Source organism: Dactylosporangium sp. NPDC006015 (genome assembly GCF_040614215.1).
In the GTDB taxonomy this organism is placed as follows: Bacteria; Actinomycetota; Actinomycetes; order Mycobacteriales; family Micromonosporaceae; genus Dactylosporangium; species Dactylosporangium maewongense.
The window spans coordinates 1-18,232 of sequence record NZ_JBEXUD010000004.1; the positions used below are offsets into that span (position 1 = coordinate 1).

Genomic DNA, 18,232 nt, shown 5'->3' on the forward strand with positions numbered 1-18,232 from the left:
CTGCGGGACTCACCGGTACAGGAGCCGACGAAGCCAGCGGTGTCGGACCGGGCCCTGAAGGCGTCGTGGGAGCATCCGGGCACGCGGCTCGGGGGGTCGCCACCGGGACAGGCTCAGCTCAGGCGACCAGCCACTCCTGGGCCTTCGTGGCGTTGCAGTCGTAGATCTGCAGCTGGGTGCCGTTCACGGTGCTGGAGTTCGGCACGTCCAGGCAGCGACCCGACACGGGGTTGCGGATCGAGTTGTTCGGGCCGAGCTCCCACAGCTGGTTCGGCGTCAGGTTGCAGTCGAAGAGGTGGATCTTCGAGCCGTTGGTGGTGCCGTAGCCGACGACGTCCAGGCACTTGCCCGCGACGCGGATGGTGCCGTCGCCGAGGACGGTGACGATCTGCGAGTTGGCGCCGCCGTTGCAGTCCCAGGACTGGATCGGGTTGCCGTTGGTGAGAAGGCCCAGGTTGTTGTCGATGCACTTGCCGGGGATGCCGGAGTGGACCATGCCGATGCCGGCCCACTGCATCGTCCACTGCTGGGCGGAGTTGCCGTCGCAGGTCCAGATCTGGATGCCGGCCCCGTCGGCCGTGCTGGCGTTCATGACGTCCAGGCACAGGCCGGAGTTGGGGTTGCGGATCGAGTTGTTCGGGCCGAGCTGCCACTGCTGCGCCACGGTGTTGTTGCAGGTGTACAGCTGCACCCGGGTGGCCGGTGCGGTGCCGGAGCCGACGACGTCGAGGCACTTGCCGACGATGCGGATCGTGTTGTCGCCCGCCAGCGTCCACAGCTGCGAGTTGTACCCGCCGTTGCAGGACCAGGACGTGACGTTGTTGCCGTCGGCGGACCCGCCCGTGTAGTTGTCCAGGCACTTGCCGGGCAGGCCTGAGCGCAGCAGGGTCAGCGCGCCGGCCGGCGGGGCTCCGGTGACGGGCTTGGTGGCGCCGGCCGACACCTGCATGCCGTCGATGGTGCCGGCGAAGAACTCGGCGGCGGCGCCGGCCTGCAGGGTGCGGCCGACGGTGAACGGCCCGGCCGCGTCCCAGGCCCCGGCGATGGTCGCCTCGGCCTGCAGCTTGTCGTCGACGAACAGCCGGATCCGGCCGGCCTGCGCGTCGTACACCGCTTCCAGGAACGTCCAGCTGTTGAGCACCGGCGCGGCGAGCGAGGTCACCTTGACCACGGTCGGTGCGTCCACGTCGGTGCCGGTCACCGCGTAGGCCCACCGGTTGGCGACCTTGTCGTACCGGACGGTGAACGCGGCACCACGCGTGCCCTGCTGGGCGAAGACGCTGCGGGACACGCTGGTGTCGGTGATCCGGACCCAGCCGCTCACCGAGTACGACTGGTCGGTGTGCACGACCGGCCCGGCGGTGGCGGCGGCGCCGGTGACGCCGTCCAGGCAGAGCCCGCCGCTGAGGTCGTTGCCCTCGCACCAGGTCGCGCCGGGCGCGTCGGTGAGGGTCAGCGGGTGCTGGTACCCGGAGTCGTCGGTGACCTGCCGCGGCACGTCCTCGTCGTAGTCCTCCATCGCCCAGGCGCCCGTCGGTACCGGCGCCACGAGCGGCTTGAGGTCCAGCGACGGGTCGATCGCCCGGTCCCACACCCGCACGTCACCGATGTCGCCGGCGAACCTGTTGTTGCGCGAGCCGTTGAACTTGCCCTGACCGATGAGCAGCGCGCCGGTGGCGTTCCAGTTCGTGGGCCGGCTCACGGTGCCGGACAGGTCGCCGTTGACGAAGAGTTTCGCGGTCTTGGTGCCGGCGTCCCAGGACACCGCCAGGTGGGTCCAGCGGTTCGCGACCGGCGGCGCGGCCGAGTTGGCGCGGACGATCGGCGGGTCGGTGGTGTCGCTGCCGTACAGGCTCAACGACCAGCGGTTGTCCGGCGCGGGCCGGTAGTGCACGGCGAACCCGCAGGCCATCGCGCCTTCCTGGCACATGACGGTGCGCTGGCTGTCGGTGGCGGTGAGCCGGACCCACGCGGCGGCGCTGAAGCTCTTCGACGTGTCGAGCACGGGTCCGGCGGTGGCGGCGAGGTCGTCGACGCCGTCGAACCGCAGCGCGCCGTCCGTGCCCGCGACGGGGTGCGCCCCGAGGACGCGACCCGCCACCCAGGTCTGGCCGCCCGTGACGGTGGCGGCGGGGCCACCGGCCGGCGTCGTGTTGAGCGTGACGCCGGTGCCCTCGTCCAGCTTCCACACGGCCTTGGGATCGGAGGCGGTGTTGACGAGGAAGCGGTAGTCCCTCGGCGGCGACGCGTTCTGCGCGGCGTCGCGGGAGCGGACGGTCAGCACGTGCTCGCCACGGTGGGTCGGGGTGACCCAGACGGTCGCGGGCCCGCCGGTGACGGAGGCCGCGACGTACGCCTTCGCGCTGCCGTCGAGCTGGTACTCGTAGTCGACGATGTCGGTCTCGCCGTTGGCGCCGAACGTGAACTGGCCGCTGCGCCCGACGGAGCCGCGCATGGTGTCGTTGGGCGGCGACTCCAGGTACAGGCCGTCGGCCGCCGTGACGGTCGGCACGACCCCCGGCGGTGTCGTGTCGACGGAGAACTCGCACCACGCCGAGTAGTTCGACGTGCCGCCGAGGGTGTCGCTGACCCGCACCTGCCAGCGGTAGGTGGCGCTGGTCAGGGTGCCGGCCGGCACCTGCACCTCGCCGAGGGTCCCGGACGGGATGCCGGAGTCGCTCTTCGGCCAGCCCGCGACGCCGGCCCAGGTGCTGCCGTTGAGCCGCTCGAGCGAGAACGCGGCGGACAGCTGGCCGCTCTGGTCGCCGTCGGGGTCGGAGACGGTCGCCTTGAGCCACGGCGTCATGGACCGCACGATCGGCCGGGTCGAGCCGGTGACGCAGGCCTGCCCGGCGGCGGTGTAGTCGGTGTGCGTCGTCATCTGCGCCGCCTGCGGCGTGTTCGGCAGGCTGTTGTACTCCACGGACAGCGCGGTCGAGGCCTGGTCGAACTTCTTCCACCGGTTGCCGACGGTCTCGTTGGCGCCGTTGCTGTCGCGGGCGGAGAGGCCGAGGGTGTAGCTGCCGCGGCCCTGGCCGAAGCCGACGATGTCGTTCACCAGGGTCTGGTTGGAGAACTCCATGTACATGTTCGGCTGCGGGTCGTTCGCGCAGCCGGCGCCGGTGGACGGCTTGTGGGCGTTGCCGGACTTCTGCTCGATGTGCAGGTCCAGGCCGGGGCCGGACCAGGCCTGCCGGCCGGACCCGGTGAGGTCGCCGGTGCGGTACAGGTTGACCGGCGTTGCGGTGCACGACCACGAGTGCGTCATGTACGTCACGAACTTGGCGTTGCGGATCTGCTTACCCGGCAGCCAGGTCAGGTCGAACGCGAAGAACGAGCGGAAGGTGCCGGACCCGTCGGTGTTCAGGCCGACGCGGACGATGCCGTCGTCGCGGTTGGCGTTGGTGGAGTCGGTGTAGCCCCAGCGGGCGCGGCCGACGCCGGTCCACGGGTCGATCACGACGGGGTACGCGACGTTCGGGTCGGCGAGCATCGCGGCGTCGGGCACGATGACGAGGGAGCCGTCCTCGACCGTGGTGGGGAGGTCGGCCTTGCGTGAGTCGTCGGGCACGTGCCGCAGCAGCGAGTTCTTCCCCGCGGACCGCGCCGCCGCGAGGGACCGCTGCGCGCTGGGCACGCCCGCGGAGTCCCACATGAGGGCCGGTCCGGCGGACGCGGTGACCTTGCCGGCGGTGTCGCGGGTCTCGTAGCCGCCGCCGGGGCGCTGTTTGAGCGACCAGCCGGTGCTGCTCAGCCCGAACTTGAGCTTCGCCAGGGCCGGGTTCGCCGCGGCCTGCCGGGTCTTGACGATCAGCGAGTAGCCGAAGCCCTCCACTGTGGACTGCACCTGGAGGTCGACGTCGGGCAGGACCGACTCGTACACCGCGGTGTCACCCTCGATGCGGGGTGCGGGCAGCTTCGACGGCCAGGTCAGGTTGAGCGCGCCGCCGGCGCCGGCCAGGGTGACGAGCGGTCCGGTGCCGCCGGCGGAGAACCGCACGTCCGCCACGGACGCGGCCGGGGCGAGGGTCGTGCCGTCCTTACGCAGCGACAGGTCGATCTGCCGCCAGGCGCCGTCCTTCTTCGTCCACTGCGGCACCGCGTAGCTCTCCCGCACCAGCGTGCCGCGCGGCGTGGCCATCGTGCGGGCCATCTCGGACCGGGAGTTCGCCACCTCGACCGTGCGGCCGCTCTCGACCGCCTGCCGCAGCGCCGCGGTCTCGGCGGCGCGCTGGTCGACCGGCGGCGCGACCTGGCCGGGCTGACCGGGCTGCCCGGGTGCCGGGTCGGCGGCGGCCGGGTCGCCGGCCACGGCCACGACGGTCAGCGCGAGGCTGATGGGAAGAGCGCCGGACAGGAACCTGCGCACGGCGCGATGAAGTGAGATCACTGGATGCCCCCGCGAAGTGAAAGTGAGCGAAACGTAGGGGCTGTCCGACTTCCGTGTCAATCGATCGAGGTGATCTCGGCACGGTTGGTGACGCCGTGACGTCGGCGAATGAAACGGAATGCTTCGGTATGTCCTCCAGATCGATCTCCGCCGGAAAACTTCGAGCGGTCGTGTCGGATCGGCGGCGGCGGGTTCGTAGGTCAGGTAGACAGAGGGACCGAGGAGAGGAGCGCACCGTGCAGTACCTGGCGTCCGTGATCCAGCGCAACCGCATGATCGAGGTCCGGCCATCTCTGTGAGTGATGTGCGGGCCGCGCTCACCCGGGCCCACCAGGAGGAATGGGCGTGGGTGGTCGCCAGCCTGACCAGGCACTTCGGCGACCTCGACATCGCCGAGGAGGCGACCGCCGAGGCGTTCGCGACCGCCGTGGAGCGCTGGCCGGCCGACGGCGTGCCGCCGAACCCCGGCGCCTGGCTGACCACGACCGCCAACCGCAAGGCCATCGACCGGATCCGGCGCGAGAGCAAGCGCGACGACAAGCACAAGGAGGCCCGGATGTTGCACGACGACACGCCTGCCGAGCCTCTGGGCGCCATCGACGACGAGCGGCTCCGGCTGATCTTCACCTGCTGTCACCCGGCGCTGGCGATGGAGACCCGCGTGGCGCTGACGCTGCGCATGGTCGGCGGGCTCACGGTGCCCGAGATCGCCCGGGCGTTCCTGGTCCAGGAGACCGCGATGGGGCAGCGGATCACCCGGGCCAAGGCGAAGATCAAGGCGGCGCGCATCCCGTACCGGCTGCCCTCCACCGAGGATCTCCCGGCTCGCGTCGCGGGCGTGCTCGCCGTGCTGTTCCTGGTGTTCAACGAGGGCTACCTGGCCACCGGCGCGGACAGCGACCCGGTGCGTCCCGGCCTGACCGCCGAGGCCATCCGGCTCACCCGCCTCATCCGCGCCCTGCTCCCGGCGGACGGCGAGGTGGCCGGGCTGCTGGCGCTGATGCTGCTCACCGAGGCCCGGCGGGCCACCCGGGTCTCCGCGGGCGGCGAGCTGGTCACCCTCGCCGAACAGGACCGCGGCGCGTGGGACCCGGCGCTGATCGCCGAGGGGCACCGGCTGGTCCGGCAGCGGCTGGCAACGGGGGAGGCGCCCGGGCGGTACCAGATCCTCGCCGCGATCAACGCCGTGCACACGTCCGCCCGCGATGTGCGGGACACCGACTGGTCGCAGGTGGTCGCACTGTACGACCAGCTCGTCCGACTGGACCCTTCGCCGGTCGTGGCGCTGAACCGGGCGATCGCCGTCGCCGAGCTCGACGGGCCGGACGTGGCCCTGGCGGCGGTCGACCGCCTGGAGGGCCGGCTGGCCGGCTATCACGCGTTCCATGTGGCCCGCGCCGACCTGCTGCGGCGGCTGGGGCGCGGTCAGCAGGCGCGGGCGGCGTACGACAGGGCGATCGAGCTGGCCGGCAACACCGCCGAGACCGCGTACCTGACCCGCCGCCGCGACCAGCTCGGCTGAGACGCCGAGGGTCCCGGACCGTTGCGCACCGGCCCGGGACCCGTTGTTCGTCAGCTGTGCGCGACGTTCAGTCGTTCACGACGTCTCGTCGTTCACGACGTCTCGTTGTGCGCGACGTCAGTTGTTCTCGACCAGGGTGGTGCCGCTGGCGGCGTAGTAGCCGACCTGGCACAGCACCTTCGACGTGCCGCCGATCGAGGCGCGCGGGCCGGTGACGCTGTAGGACGAGCCGCTGCCCATCGGCTTGCAGGTCGCCTTGGCGCGCAGGTGGAAGTACGACGGGTAGCCGGTGCAGGGTCCGCCACGGTTCAGTTGCATCAACTGGCACGTGAATCTTGTGATCCATCCCATAGAGAGCGCTCTCTCGAACCGGTCGGCCTACGCCCATTGGTGTAGCGCTGGGTCATCGCTGGGCTGATGACGGTGGCGCCGCGGTGGGCCAGAGTCGAGTCATGTCGAACGAACGCACGGTCGAGCGGCCCCGCCAGCCGTCGCCTCGCAGCGGATCGCCTCGCAGTGGGTCGCCGGGCCGCCTGCCGCGCGTGACGCTCGTGGTCGCGGTCGTCGTCAGTCTCGTGCTCGTTTATCCGTACATCGGCCTCGACGCCTCAGAGAGCCGCCTCAGCGTCAGCGGGACCGTGCACTACGCCACCCTGGTCGCGCACATCTTCACCGCCGCCGTGGCGCTGATCCTCGGCCCGCTGCAGTTCATGGCGCGCGTGCGGGCCCGTCCGCGCGTCCACCGCACCATCGGCCGGGTGTATCTGCTCGCCGGGGTGCTGCCGGCGGCGGTGACCGCGGTGCCGGTCGCGCTGTGGTCGGGCCGTCCGGTGACGCAGGTCGGTCTCACCGTCGCGGCCGTGCTGTGGCTGATCACCGGCGGTCTGGCGTACCGTGCCGCCCGCCGCCGCGACTTCACCGCCCACCGCGAGTGGATGCTGCGCAACTACGCGCTGACGTTCCTCGCTGTGACGGCCCGCGTGCTGGTGCCGCTGCTGCTGTTGATCCGGCTGCCGTTCAGCACGGAGAGCGCCGCGACGCTCGCACCCACCCTGATCCCTTTCGGTCAGACCGCCGGCTGGATCGTCAACCTGGCCGTGGCGGAGGTGTTCATCCGGCGCTTACGCCGGGCCGGCCGGTAGTGTTCGCCGGTGTGGAGCGGCTGGTGCGGCGCGTCGAGGTGGACCCCGGCGCATCGTGGGATCCGGACGCCTGGTGGGCCCTGATCCCCGCGGTGCGGTCCCTGCTGGACCGGGGCCTCAACCTCCCGGCGGGCGTGACCTTCCTCGTCGGCGAGAACGGGTCGGGGAAGTCCACCCTGATCGAGGCGCTCGCCCAGGCGTACGGGCTGAACCCGGAAGGCGGCTCCCGCGGCGCCATGCACCGCACCCGCGAGACCGAGGCCCCGCTCGGCGCGCAGCTGCGCTTCGTCCGCACGGCCGGCGCTCGCGGCAACGCGTACTTCCTGCGCGCCGAGACGACCCACGGCCTGTACACCTACCTCGAGTCGCTCGAAGACTCGCCCGACTGGGACCTGCACGAGCGCAGCCACGGCGAGGGCTTCCTGGCCCTGCTGGAGCGCAAGTTCAACCAGCCCGGCTTCTACCTGATGGACGAGCCGGAGGCGGCCCTGTCCTTCACGTCCACCCTCACCCTCATGTCCCGCCTGGCGACCCTGGCCGAGTCCGGCGCGCAGGTCGTCGTCGCCACCCACTCACCGGTCCTGACCGCGCTGCCGGACGCGACGGTGCTGGAGCTCGGCGAGCACGGCATCCGTCGCACCAGCTGGGCCGACCTCGCCGTCGTCGAGCACTTCCGGGCGTTCCTCGGCCAACCCGACCGGTACCTGCGCCACCTGCTCTGACCGCGCCGACGGCAAGGCCCCGGCGACCGCGGTCGCCGGGGCCTGTTCGTGCAGAGGGTTACTCGGCGCTGCCGTCCTGCGGCACCACGAGCACCACGCGCCGACGGCGCGCCACCAGGAACAGCGCCACGCCACCCGCCAGCAGCGCCGCGCCGACCGAGGCGACAAGCCCGGTCTGCGCACCGGTCAGCGGCAGGCCACCGCCCGAGCCGCCGGGGTTCGGGTTGATGACCACCGCGGCCGCGTCGTTGCCCGGGTTGGCTGATCGTCAGCGGCGCCCAGGACCGGATCGTCACGCAGCGGCTGTGGGACGAACCCCGCTTCCAGGGCCACCACGTCCTGCACCGCCGGATCGACGACGCCGCCCACTTCCCGTGGATCGAGCAACCCTCCGCCGTGCGGGCCGCACTCCACGAGCTCGCCGCCCTGGTCACCGCGCCGGCGCCGGAAAATGTCGGGGGGTCCTTCTAAACTGCGGGCAACGAAGCGGTCGTGCTGAGACGGGGGATGGCGCGATGGTGGCTGGGCCCTTTGGCGCGTTGGACGATTGGCGGCTCGTCCGTCGGTATGCGGTGCCGGCGTGGATGATCGCCGAGTGCACGCAGGCGCGCGAGCGCGGTGACTGGCGCGCCGCGTGTGCGGCGGCGCGGGTCACGGTGGCGTTCGACGATGCCGGGCCGGTCGCCGAGCTGCTCGCCGGGTTCGCGCCCGACCTGCTGCGCTGGCACCTGCCGCGGGCGCTGGACGGCACGGCCGCGCTGGTGCCGGGGATGCGGTTCGTCCTCGCCCCCGACGGGCCGGTCACCGCCGACACCGTGGTGCTCGGAGTCCGCTCACCCGACAGGTCCACGAGCTCGCAGCGGCTCGTCCTGCACGCGGTCCGGGTCCGTGACATGGCCGAGGGCCCGGTGTTCGCGGTGCCGCCGCACATGTGGGACGCCCGCCGCGCGAGCGGGCTGGGAGCGGCCGTGCACGGCGCGACCAGGGCGGAGCGGGTGGTCGAGGACTGGATCTCGGCCGGTTGGCTGATCGACGGCACGGACACGCACCGCTGGGCGTATGTGAACTCCTCGGGCTGGTCCAGGCTGGAGATGGCGCTGCTGAGCCAGGCCGATCCGTTGCTCGCGGCCCACGAGCTGCGGCGCCTCGCGGCACAGTTCGGCCAGCGGTCGTGGGAGCTGCGTCCGGCCCGGCACAAGCGCTGGCCGTGGCCTGACCGGCGGCTGATGCTCGAGGTGGCGGGGGATGCCAACCGGCTTACCCGGGACGCCACCACGCCGTCCAGGACCGGCGCGGTCCGGGCGGATCTGTGCCTGCATCCGGCGCTGCTGCGCGTTCCGGTCGACGCTGAGCTGGTGCGGCACGGCCGGCTCGACGCCGCCGACCTGCACCCCTTGGTCCGGTCCGCCCTGTTCCCCGCCGCGCGTCCGGCCACGGCGCGTCCGGCCGCCGCGGGTTCGGGCGCCGCGGGTTCGGGCGCCGCGGGTTCGGGCGCGGCGCGGGCGCCGGAGATGGTGCCGGCCGGGTTCGCCGAGGGGGAGCGGGTCCGGGTCCGGTGCGGCGCCGTGTGGCACTCGGTCGGCGTTCGGGGCGGGCGCCTCGAACTGCTCGACCACACCGACGCCGAGCGGCGCCGGGAGCACGCGCTCCGCTCGTTCGGCGGCACGATGAGCGGCTGCTTCAGGACCGAGGCCGCCTGGCACGACGGGGAAGGCGTCCTGCCGAGACGCCTGCGCGCCTACCGGCAGGACCTGTGGCGCCGGATGACGCACGGCGGCGGCAAGGTGGTGCTCGCGCTCCTCGACGCGGGCATGGACCCGCGGGTCCGCGACGTCGCGGGCCAGACCTTGCTGCACCGGGTGCACCAGTTCGAGCACGCCGACCTGCTGCCCCGCCTGCTCGCCGAGCACGTCGACGTCAACCCGGTCAGCCGGCGCGGCTCCACCCCGATGTGCGACGCCGTCGTCCACAACGCCCCGGCCGACCTGATCGAGACCCTGAGCCAGGCCGGCGCGATTCCCCACCTGTCCCGCCTCGACCCGCGCACCTGGCCCGTTCAGGCGCTTGAGCAGGAGATGGTCACTGGTCGACGGTGAAGATGACGGAGCGGCCCGCCGCGGCGGCGTGCTGGTAGAAGTCGCGGACGTCCTGCAGGTAGGACCACGTGTATTCGAAGTCGTCGTCGTCCAGCACGCCCTGGTAGTCGTCGGGGTCGATGCGGTGGTAGCGGTCGCGGAGCCAGGTCTCGTCCACGGTGCGCAGGGCCTCGGCGACCTTGACGACATCGGCGGCGAGGACGTGGGCGACGACGTACTCCTCGCCCTCGTAGTGGTGGCGGCCGCCGAGCACGGTCAGCGGGAGCGGGCCGCCGTCGCGGTAGGCGATGTCCAGCGTGCCGTCGCCGAGGCAGCGGTGCATGGCGTCCCACGCCTTGTCGGTCTCGCACAGCCACTCGTCGTCCCACGCCGCTTCGACGGCGTGGACGAACGCACGGACCTCGGCGTCGTCGCGCGTGGCGGTGAGCGCCGCCTCCTGCGCGGCGGTCAGCGCGAAGAACACCCCACGGCAGCCCTTGGCGGATGATCTTAGGTCTCGATGCCGCGGCGGTCATCCGGCAGATGGCTGTGGAACTTTCGATGGCGGGCACGCTGCGCGGGGGTGACGGCACGCTGTACCACCGCTGCTCCGGCGGCATGGTCGGGCCGTGGCGGCCTGCTCCGCCGCTGGTCGGCGGCGGCTGGCGGTTCTGCTGGAACGGCGTTCGGCGGACAGCTGGCTGCTGTAGGGTCACCGCCGTGCGGGGGAGGGTCGTGAGCGTCTGGCGGCATCCGCTGGTGCGGTTCGTGGCGTTCGCGGGGCTCGGGTTCGGGTTCGACGTCGGGCTGCTGCTGGTGTTGAAGGCGGCGACGCCGCTGCCGGCGTTCGCGTGCGTGACGATTGCGTTCTGGGCCACGTACGCCGTGAACTTCGTGCTCAACCGGTACTTCACCTTCGACGCGAGCCATCGGGCGGTGGGGCCGCAGGTCGCGAGGTTCGTCGTGCAGGTGCTGGGGGACTACGCGCTCACCGTCGGGGCGGTTCTCGGGTTGCAGGCGCTCGGCGTGCACCTCGCTGTCGGCCGGGTCGCCGCGGGCGGCACCACGCTGGTGTTCAACTACGTGATGTACCGGTGGTGGACGTTCCACCGGCCGGTGGCCGGCGGCAGCGAACAGGACGCCGAGCAGGCCGTCGCGGCGGCGTCCGGTGGTGCCTCGGCCGGCTGAGAAAGCCGGGCGGTTCGCGGTGCGGGCGGGCGGGTACCCCGGTAGGTGTCGGGACGTCGACGTACGGAGGACGACCATGCTGCCGAAGATGATCGCCCGGTGGGCGGTCGCCGCGATCGCGGTGCCCCTCGCGATCGCCGGTGCCAGGAAGGTCAGTGAACGGATCGAGGCCCGCCGCGGCGCGACCCGCACCACCCGCCTGCTCCGCAAGGGTGTGGCCACCGCGGAGCGGTTGACCGGCCGCAAGCGCCGCCGCCCGGCCTGGTAGCCGCCTCAGGCGCGCCGCCGGCCGCCGGAGCCGGGTTGCGGCGACGTGGTGCGGGAATTCATGGCAGCGTGGCGGCGATGCCGAGGGCGAGCTCGATGGCGCGGGCGGCCAGCGGGGAGTGGGTGCGGCCGGCGCGCCACAGCAGGTAGATCTCGCGGGGCGGGAACGCCGGGTCCAGCTCGTGCACGGTCAGCGAGTCGTCGACCCTGCTGAGCGCCAGCCGTGGCAGGACGGCGGAGCCGATGCCCGCTCGTACCATCGACAACACCGCGTCGTTGCCGGCGCTGCGGAACACGATGCGGGGGTGGACGCCGGCGCGGGCGAAGGCGGCCTCGATCCGGGGCTGGTCGCAGTCGGCGGGCCACGCGACCATCGGGGCGAGGTGCAGGCCGGCCAGCGGCACGGGACCGTCGGGGAAGTCGCCGCGGCGGGCGACCAGCACGTACGGGTCGTCGAGGAGCTTGCGGTGCTCGACGTCGCCGTCGGTGCGGCCGTCATAGAACATGAGGTCCACGTCGTCGACGCGGGGCGGGTCGCTCTCCTCCTCGAACAGCCGGATGTCGCAGGCCGGGAACTCCTCGCGCAGCGCGACGACGAGCCGCGGCAGGAGCGCGATCGACAGGCTCTGGAACGTGCCGATGTCGATGCGGCCCTCGCCGGCGCGGAAGCGGTCGATGGCGTCGACCATGGCGTGCGTCCGGGTCAGCAGGTCGCGCCCGTGGGTCAGCACGACCTGGCCGAGCGGGGTGAGCCGCACCGGCCGGGGCCCGCCGGGGCGGTCGAACACGGCGCCGCCGACGGTCTTCTCGAGGGCGGCGATCTGCTGGCTGACCGTCGACTGCGTGTAGCCGAGACGGGCGGCGGCCCTGCTGAACGAGCCCTCGTCGACGACGGCCGTCATGGTGGCGAGGTGCCGCAGTTCGATGTCGGTCACGACGCCGAGTGTATATCGGTACAGGCGATGGACAGCATCATGAACGATCGCTTTTCAGCATGGAGAAGCGAAACTAGCGTGATCGGCATGAGCACCTTCGTACTGATCCACGGCGCGGGAGACTCGGGCTGGTCCTGGCACCTCGTCGCGGACGCGCTGCGCGCCCGTGGGCACGACGCGGTCACGCCGGACCTGCCCGAGGGTGAGGGCGCCGACCTCACGACCTACGCCGACGCGGTCGTCGAAGCGGCCGGCGACCGGCGGGACCTGGTCGTCGTGGGCCACTCGTTCGGCGCGTTCACCGCGCCGCTCGTCGCGGACCGGATCGGCGCCGACGCGCTCGTGCTCGTCGCCGGCATGATCCCCGTGCCCGGCGAGCGGCCCGGCGACTGGGGCGGCGGCGCCGGCTACCGGGACGCCGTCCGGGAGCAGGCCGCGCGCGACGGTGGGCGCACCGGCAACGACGACCCCGATGTCTGCTTCTACCACGACGTGCCCCGCGACCTCGCCGAGGAGGCGAAGCGCCGGGAGCGCGCGCACCCGTCGGAGACCGCGGCCGCGGAGCCCTGGCCGTTGGCCGCGTGGCCGGCGGTACCGACGCGATTCCTGCTGTGTGTCCAGGATCGGTGTTTCCCGCCCGGCCTCTTCCGGCGGCTGGTGCCTGAGCGGCTCGGCATCACGCCTGACGAGATCGACGCCGGGCACTGCGTCGCGCTGAGCCGGCCGGTGGAGCTCGCCGACCGCCTGCACGGGTACGCGCCGTGACCCGGGCGGCGATCTGGCTCCCGCTGTTCGACGCCCTCGCCGATCCCCGCGTCGCGGCGAGGCTCGCCGCTGAGGCGGAGGAGGCCGGCTGGGACGGCTGTTTCGTGTGGGACCACATCCGCTGGCGCGAGCCGGTCCGGCAGGCCGCGGACCCGTGGATCACCCTCGCCGCGATCGCCGCCGGCACTGAACGGCTGCGGCTCGGACCGATGGTCACGCCGCTGCCGCGGCGCCGGCCGGCGAAGGTGGCTCGCGAGACCGCGACCCTCGACCGGCTCAGCGGCGGGCGGCTCACGCTGGGCGTCGGGCTCGGCGGCGATCGGTTCGGCGGGGAGCTGTCCCGGTTCGGCGAGCAGGTCGACGACCGGCTGCGCGGGCAGATGCTCGACGAGGCCCTCGACATCCTCACCGCCGCGTGGTCCGGCGAGCCCGTCCGCCACCGCGGCGCGCACTACGTCGTCGACGACGTCGTGTTCCTCCCGCGACCGGTGCAGCGGCCCGGCGTGCCGGTGTGGGTGGCCGCCATGCCGGGCAGCGTGAAGCCGCTCCGGCGGGCGGCCCGCCACCAGGGTTTCTTCCCGGTCAACCTCCAGCACGCGGACGAGCTCGCCGGGGCCCTCACGAAGATGACGGTGCCGGACGACGTCGCGGTCGCCCTGCCGACGGGTGCGGATCCCACCGCGTACGTCGAGGCGGGCGCCACCTGGCTGCTGACCGAGTTCGACGCCGAGGCGCTGTCCCTGGACCACGTGCGCGGCGTGATCGGCGACGGCCCGCCCGCTTGAAACCGATTGAGATCAAGTGCGAGTGGTCATGGGCACATCACCGCCGTATGGTGTTGCGGTGACCGAACGTGTGGCGAACCCGCAGCGTGGCGCAGCGACCAAGCGCGCCAGCAGCAGCATCCAGGTGGACAAGTCCAAGGCCGCGAAGCGCGCGGCGGCGAAGGCCGCCCGGGCCAAGGCGGTGGCGGCGGAGAAGCGCCGACGGGTGCTGAGCATGATCGGAGCGGCGCTTGCGGTGCTGCTCGTCGTGGGCGGGATCGTCTGGTTCTCGCAGTCCGGTGACGACGACCCGTCGACGCCCGCGGCCGGCACGAACAGCAGCGCCGGCGCTACTCAGGACCCCGCTCAGGGCGCGACGGACGCGGCCTTCCCGCCGCTGCCCGACGGCGCCGACCCGGCGCTGAAGACGAAGCCGACCGTGACCGGCGGTACCGGGGCCGTCACGAAGCTGGTCTCGACCACGCTGGTCGAGGGCAAGGGCGCGGCCGTGCAGGCGGGGCAGACCATCACCGCCAACTACGTCGGCGTCACCTACGCCGACGGCAAGGAGTTCGACGCGTCCTGGAACCGGTCGCAGCCACTGGAGTTCCAGGTCGGCGCCGGCAGGGTCATCAAGGGCTGGGACGACGGCCTCGTCGGAGTCAAGGTCGGCAGCCGGGTCCAGCTCGACATCCCGGCCGCGATGGCGTACGGCGACAACCCCGACGGCGGCAGGCCCGCCGGCGCCCTGCGGTTCGTCGTGGACGTGCTCGCCGCCTCGTAAGGCCCCACCCCAGCGTGTGCACATCGCGCACAAACGGGCATGCATCAACTACCGTCGATCTTGCGAGTCTGCCTACAGTCCTCCCCTTGTACCTCGACGAGGAGGGGAGAGCACGTGGTGCTTCGCAGGCTCGTGGGCGCGGCGACCGTCGCGGTCATGGTGGGGTCGGTCGGGCTGGCAGTACCTGCCGCCGCCGCCCCCACCATCAGCACACCGAAACAGCTGACCAAGGCCGTGACGCTGCCCGGCGTCCTGCGGCACCTGCTTGCGTTCCAACTGATCGGCGACCTCAACGGCGGCAACCGCGCGTCCGGGATGCCCGGGCACAAGCGCAGCGCCGACTACGTCGCCGCCCTCCTGCAGCACGCCGGCTACCAGGTCACCCGGCAGCCGTTCCAGTTCAACTTCTGCGACGAGTCGGGCTCGTCCTTCGCGCAGACCGCGCCGGCGGCAACGACGTACGTCGAAGGCACCGACTACGACGTCATGACCTGCTCCGGCTCCGGTGATGTCACCGCCGCCGTCGTCCCTGTCGACCTGAACCTGGCAGAGCCCCGGGTCGCCGTCACCTCCGGCTGCGAGGCCACCGACTTCACCGCCGCCGTCACCGGCAAGATCGCGCTGATGCAGCGCGGCGGCTGTCCGTTCGGCACCAAGGTCGTCAACGCCGAGGCGGCGGGCGCCGCCGGCGCGATCGTCATGAACCAGGGCAACGGCGACCGGGCCACCGCACCCGACCGGTACTCGCTGCTGCTCGGCACCCTCGGCAGCCCGGTCGGGATCCCGGCCGTCGGGGTCTCGTACGACACCGGCGCCGCCTTCTCGACCACCGCCGGCCTCACCGCCCACCTCACCACCTCCACCACCGCCGAGATCCGCGACACCGAGAACGTCGTCGCGGAGACCAAGGGCGGCAACGCGGGCAACGTCGTCATGGCCGGCTCCCACCTGGACTCCGTGCCCGAGGGCAACGGCATCAACGACAACGGCAGCGGCAGCGCCGCCCTGCTCGAGGTCGCCCTCCAGATGGCCCGCAGCAAGCCGGTCAACAAGGTCCGCTTCGCGTGGTGGGGCGCCGAGGAGGCCAGCCTCGTCGGCTCGACCTTCTACGTCAACAGCCTCACCCCGGCGCAGCAGGCGCAGATCAAGCTCTACCTCAACTTCGACATGATCGCCTCGCCGAACTACCAGTTCGGCGTCTACGACGGCGACGACTCCGCGGCCGCCGGCGCCGGCCCCGGCCCGGCCGGCTCCGCCCAGATCGAGGCCCTCTTCGAGGCGTTCTTCGCATCCCGCGGCCAGCAGACGAACGCCGCCGACTTCACCGGCCGCTCCGACTACGGCCCGTTCATCGCCGCGGGCGTGAACATCCCCGCGGGAGGCCTCTTCACCGGCGCGGAGGTCATCAAGACCGCCGCGGACGTCGCCAAGTTCGGCGGCGTGGCCGGCGTCGCCTACGACCCCTGCTACCACAAGGCGTGCGACGACCTGTTCCGCGTCACGCAGAAGGGCGGCGACCCGGCCCTCTACGCCCAGCTGCGCAGCATGTACATCCTCGTCGGCAACGTCAACACGTTCGCCCTCGACACGAACGCCGACGCGATCGCGACCGCCGTGATCACCTACGCGTTCGACACGTCGTCCATCCCGCCGCGCACCACGACCACCGCCGCGGCCCGGTCCTCGATCTCCTCCACCTCGATCTGACCCGGTTCGGGCGCCGGTCTGCCGGCCGGCGCCCGTCAACCACCGAACCGGCGGTGCCGAGCGGCGTAGGAGCGAGGTCAGCCGCCGAAGCGGCGGTGCCGAGCGGCGTAGGACCGCAGCGCCCGCAGGAAGTCGACCTTACGGAAGCCCGGCCAGTACACGTCGCAGAAGTACAGCTCCGAGTACGCGGCCTGCCACAGCAGAAACCCCGACATGCGATGCTCGCCGCTGGTGCGGATGACCAGGTCGGGATCGGGCAGCCCGCTGGTGTAAAGCCGCTGGGCGATCTGCTCCACGCTCAACGTCTGTGCGATGTCGTCGACGGTACGACCAGCGAGCGCCTCCTGCTCCAACAGCGCCCTGACCGCCGCGACGATCTCCTCCCGCCCGTCGTACCCGATGGCGATCGTCAGCCCGAACGGCGCCCCGCTGTCCCTGGTGGACTCCTCGGCCAACTTCAACGCGTGCCGGGTCGAGTCGGGCAACACGTCCAACCGGCCGGCCAGATGCACCCGCCACGGACTCGCCGGCCGCCGCAACCGCTCGGCGACGACCTCCTCGATCATCCGCATCAGGTTCCCGACCTCGCCGGCGTCGCGCTTACGGACGTTGTCGACCGACGCCACGAACACCGTCACGTGCTGGATGCCGAGCTCCGCGCACCAGCCGAGCACCTCGTCGAGATGCTCCGCGCCGTACCGGTGCCCGACCCTGGGGTCGTCGAACCCCATCTGCCGCGCCCACCGCCGGTTACCGTCCATGACCATCGCGACGCGCCGCGGCAGCCGCCCACCGGCCAGCCGCCGGCTCAATCGGCGCGCGTACAGCCCGTACACCGCGCCCCGTACTGACTCGAACATACCCGCATCAAACCGCCCCGCCGCCCCGCGAGCGCCCGCCTGCACAGCATCTTCACGCCTTCACCACACCGGCCTCCGGCGCGCCGCCGCGCAGGTCAGGACCGGCGAGGCTGGTTGATACCGGAGGGCGCGTCGCGGGTGTACGTACGGTCGACGTCGCCATCGTGATCCAGGTCCTCGTACACGGTCTCGTGCCCGCCGTGCCCGATGACCACCTGATCCATCTCGCCGTCGCCGTCGGTGTCGACCGCGTACCCCAGGCTGTCCTGTGGGTGCCCGAACGCGTCGCTGGGCACGATGTCCTCCTCGACGCCGCCGGGTTCGTCGGGCAACTGGCGGATCAGGTCGATGTCCCCGTCCCGGTCACTGTCCACGAAGATCCGGTCCATGTCGCCGTCACCGTCCGAGTCGTACAGCAGGTTGTCGGGCTCCGGCGGCTCCGAGTACCGGTGCAGCGCACCGTCGTGCACGTCGCCGTGCCCGTAGTCGTGCGCCATCTCGCCGCCCGCACCCTCGTGCCCGTAGTCACCGGCCGGCACATCGAAGAAGTCCGTCATGCGGCCACGGTAGGGACTGCCCCGCCGCGCACCCACCCTCCGTACGGAATCCGACCGCACTCGGCATCACGCACAGGCGACGCAGGTGCGGGCGAACGGGCGGATCGCGAGACGACCGGCGGGGATCGGCCGGCCGCAGCGCTCGCAGATGCCGTATTCTCCCGAGTCCAGCCGCGCCAGTGCGTCATCCAGGTCCGCCAGCCGGCGACGGGTCGCGTCGAGGACGGCGGCGAGCTGCGCACGCTCGTAGGCGATCGTGCTCCCCTCGGGATCATGCTCGTCGTCGGCGTTGGAGTCCTGACTCGCCTCGAACACGGCGCGCAGGTCCGCCTCGAGCCTGTCCACCTCGCCGGCAACGGCCGCCCGCAACTGACCCAGCCCAGCCCGGGTCTCGTCGTCGGCCACAGCTCCTACGGTACGTCGCCAACGCGCAGAGCGAGCCGCGCTTTGATCGGAGGTCCGCCGGACGCCGCCCATCTTCCGTGCGTTCCGGCGGTCAAGCCTTCACGAGAGCCGCAAGCTACGCGCGCCAGTGTGACCCTCCGGCCATCGCC

At 72.2% G+C, this 18,232-nt stretch carries 17 protein-coding genes and 2 pseudogenes; 11 read left to right on the top strand and 8 right to left on the bottom strand.

Translation table 11 applies throughout. The annotated features are described in order from the left end of the window. Nucleotides 1-118 precede the first annotated feature (118 nt). Entirely contained in the window at nucleotides 119-4,369 is a 4,251-nt protein-coding gene (locus ABZ321_RS08460) for a ricin-type beta-trefoil lectin domain protein (protein ID WP_354890224.1), read from the bottom strand. 316 nt (nucleotides 4,370-4,685) lie between these two features. Between ABZ321_RS08460 and ABZ321_RS08465 the strand changes: the two genes are divergently transcribed. Beyond that, nucleotides 4,686-5,912, top strand: a complete 1,227-nt coding sequence (locus ABZ321_RS08465; protein ID WP_354890226.1) for a DUF6596 domain-containing protein — start codon at nucleotides 4,686-4,688, stop codon at nucleotides 5,910-5,912. A gap of 117 nt (nucleotides 5,913-6,029) precedes the next feature. Here ABZ321_RS08465 and ABZ321_RS08470 read toward each other — a convergent pair whose 3' ends face one another. After that, nucleotides 6,030-6,230 carry a hypothetical protein gene (locus tag ABZ321_RS08470; protein WP_354890228.1) on the bottom strand — a complete coding sequence of 67 codons (201 nt, stop codon included), beginning with the start codon at nucleotides 6,228-6,230 and terminating at the stop codon, nucleotides 6,030-6,032. 134 nt (nucleotides 6,231-6,364) lie between these two features. Between ABZ321_RS08470 and ABZ321_RS08475 the strand changes: the two genes are divergently transcribed. Together ABZ321_RS08475 and ABZ321_RS08480 are read left to right on the top strand one after the other, a co-directional pair. Then, nucleotides 6,365-7,054 (top strand): DUF2306 domain-containing protein, encoded by a 690-nt coding sequence (locus ABZ321_RS08475; RefSeq protein ID WP_354890230.1) that lies wholly within the window; start codon nucleotides 6,365-6,367, stop codon nucleotides 7,052-7,054. Between the two features lie 23 nt (nucleotides 7,055-7,077). Then, nucleotides 7,078-7,776 (top strand): AAA family ATPase, encoded by a 699-nt coding sequence (locus tag ABZ321_RS08480; protein ID WP_344507446.1) that lies wholly within the window; start codon nucleotides 7,078-7,080, stop codon nucleotides 7,774-7,776. Between the two features lie 58 nt (nucleotides 7,777-7,834). Here ABZ321_RS08480 and ABZ321_RS08485 read toward each other — a convergent pair whose 3' ends face one another. Next, complete coding sequence (locus tag ABZ321_RS08485) at nucleotides 7,835-8,011, bottom strand: LPXTG cell wall anchor domain-containing protein (protein WP_354890232.1); 177 nt, start codon at nucleotides 8,009-8,011, stop codon at nucleotides 7,835-7,837. A 349-nt stretch (nucleotides 8,012-8,360) separates the two neighbouring features. On the opposite strand from ABZ321_RS08485, the gene ABZ321_RS08490 reads away from it, so the two are divergent. Beyond that, the gene (locus ABZ321_RS08490) at nucleotides 8,361-9,872 is read left to right on the top strand and encodes an ankyrin repeat domain-containing protein (RefSeq protein ID WP_354890234.1); all 1,512 of its coding nucleotides are present in this window, start codon (nucleotides 8,361-8,363) and stop codon (nucleotides 9,870-9,872) included. On the opposite strand, the gene ABZ321_RS08495 is transcribed toward ABZ321_RS08490, so the two are convergent. Then, complete coding sequence (locus tag ABZ321_RS08495; protein ID WP_354890236.1) at nucleotides 9,856-10,335, bottom strand: DUF1877 family protein; 480 nt, start codon at nucleotides 10,333-10,335, stop codon at nucleotides 9,856-9,858. The genes ABZ321_RS08490 and ABZ321_RS08495 overlap by 17 nt on opposite strands. Nucleotides 10,336-10,394: 59 nt before the next feature. Between ABZ321_RS08495 and ABZ321_RS08500 the strand changes: the two genes are divergently transcribed. Continuing rightward, nucleotides 10,395-11,039 (top strand): GtrA family protein, encoded by a 645-nt coding sequence (locus ABZ321_RS08500; RefSeq protein ID WP_354890238.1) that lies wholly within the window; start codon nucleotides 10,395-10,397, stop codon nucleotides 11,037-11,039. Nucleotides 11,040-11,115: 76 nt separating this feature from the next. After that, nucleotides 11,116-11,307, top strand: coding sequence for a hypothetical protein (locus ABZ321_RS08505; protein ID WP_344507458.1), 192 nt, complete (start codon nucleotides 11,116-11,118; stop codon nucleotides 11,305-11,307). A gap of 58 nt (nucleotides 11,308-11,365) precedes the next feature. On the opposite strand, the gene ABZ321_RS08510 is transcribed toward ABZ321_RS08505, so the two are convergent. Then, entirely contained in the window at nucleotides 11,366-12,241 is an 876-nt protein-coding gene (locus ABZ321_RS08510) for a LysR family transcriptional regulator (RefSeq protein WP_344507460.1), read from the bottom strand. Nucleotides 12,242-12,328: 87 nt separating this feature from the next. Here ABZ321_RS08510 and ABZ321_RS08515 point away from each other — a divergent pair, with 87 nt between their 5' ends. The 5 genes and pseudogenes from ABZ321_RS08515 to ABZ321_RS08535 all read left to right on the top strand — a co-directional run. Next, nucleotides 12,329-13,006 carry an alpha/beta hydrolase gene (locus tag ABZ321_RS08515; protein WP_344507462.1) on the top strand — a complete coding sequence of 226 codons (678 nt, stop codon included), beginning with the start codon at nucleotides 12,329-12,331 and terminating at the stop codon, nucleotides 13,004-13,006. Beyond that, nucleotides 13,003-13,791 (top strand): LLM class flavin-dependent oxidoreductase, encoded by a 789-nt coding sequence (locus ABZ321_RS08520; RefSeq protein WP_354890241.1) that lies wholly within the window; start codon nucleotides 13,003-13,005, stop codon nucleotides 13,789-13,791. The genes ABZ321_RS08515 and ABZ321_RS08520 overlap by 4 nt, the downstream gene beginning before the upstream one ends. Nucleotides 13,792-13,849: 58 nt before the next feature. Beyond that, the gene (locus ABZ321_RS08525; RefSeq protein WP_354890243.1) at nucleotides 13,850-14,554 is read left to right on the top strand and encodes an FKBP-type peptidyl-prolyl cis-trans isomerase; all 705 of its coding nucleotides are present in this window, start codon (nucleotides 13,850-13,852) and stop codon (nucleotides 14,552-14,554) included. A gap of 486 nt (nucleotides 14,555-15,040) precedes the next feature. Beyond that, nucleotides 15,041-15,361, top strand: a pseudogene (locus ABZ321_RS08530) (PA domain-containing protein); the annotation flags it as partial. Between the two features lie 81 nt (nucleotides 15,362-15,442). After that, nucleotides 15,443-16,162: pseudogene (locus tag ABZ321_RS08535) on the top strand (M28 family peptidase); the annotation flags it as partial. 176 nt (nucleotides 16,163-16,338) lie between these two features. Here ABZ321_RS08535 and uppS read toward each other — a convergent pair. From uppS to ABZ321_RS08550, 3 genes are all read right to left on the bottom strand, one after another. Next, nucleotides 16,339-17,121: a polyprenyl diphosphate synthase gene (gene uppS, locus ABZ321_RS08540; RefSeq protein WP_354890245.1), complete on the bottom strand. Its 783-nt coding sequence runs from the start codon at nucleotides 17,119-17,121 to the stop codon at nucleotides 16,339-16,341. Nucleotides 17,122-17,216: 95 nt separating this feature from the next. Then, nucleotides 17,217-17,678, bottom strand: a complete 462-nt coding sequence (locus ABZ321_RS08545) for a hypothetical protein (RefSeq protein WP_354890247.1) — start codon at nucleotides 17,676-17,678, stop codon at nucleotides 17,217-17,219. Between the two features lie 66 nt (nucleotides 17,679-17,744). Continuing rightward, a complete protein-coding gene (locus ABZ321_RS08550) occupies nucleotides 17,745-18,083 on the bottom strand; it encodes a TraR/DksA C4-type zinc finger protein (protein ID WP_344507472.1) in 339 nt (112 codons plus the stop codon). Between the last annotated feature and the right edge of the window lie 149 nt (nucleotides 18,084-18,232).